The sequence below is a fragment of the Streptosporangium sp. DT93 genome (assembly GCF_049844535.1).
Classification (GTDB): domain Bacteria; phylum Actinomycetota; class Actinomycetes; order Streptosporangiales; family Streptosporangiaceae; genus Streptosporangium.
In genome coordinates, this window is sequence record NZ_JBNCLF010000088.1 from 1 (window position 1) to 351 (window position 351).

Sequence of the window (351 nt, forward strand, 5' to 3'; positions counted from 1 at the left end):
GAGGGTCAAACAGACAGCAAGCCCGCCTCAGCGGGCCCGCTCTGATGTCCGTTTCCTCAGGACCCAACAGTGTGTTCGCTCCAGCCACCCCCCTGACACGACGTTCCCACTCCCGATCACCCCGTGAAGGACGACCAGGCGGTACTGATCGGTCAGCGAAGATCGCCGAACCGAGTAGCCAGTGCTCCACTAATGAGCGTGTCACGCAGGAAACAGGCGTCCCTGACCGTGACGTGGACTCTACCTTCGACCACCAGGGCCGAGGAGGTAGAGTCGGTGCTCCTTAGAAAGGAGGTGATCCAGCCGCACCTTCCGGTACGGCTACCTTGTTACGACTTCGTCCCAATCGCC

The 351-nt window shown here is 61.3% G+C and carries 1 rRNA gene; it reads right to left on the minus strand.

The annotated features are described in order from the left end of the window. Positions 1 to 287: 287 nt before the first annotated feature. Positions 288 to 351: ribosomal RNA gene (locus ACLQ2R_RS39605) — 16S ribosomal RNA — on the minus strand; the annotation flags it as partial.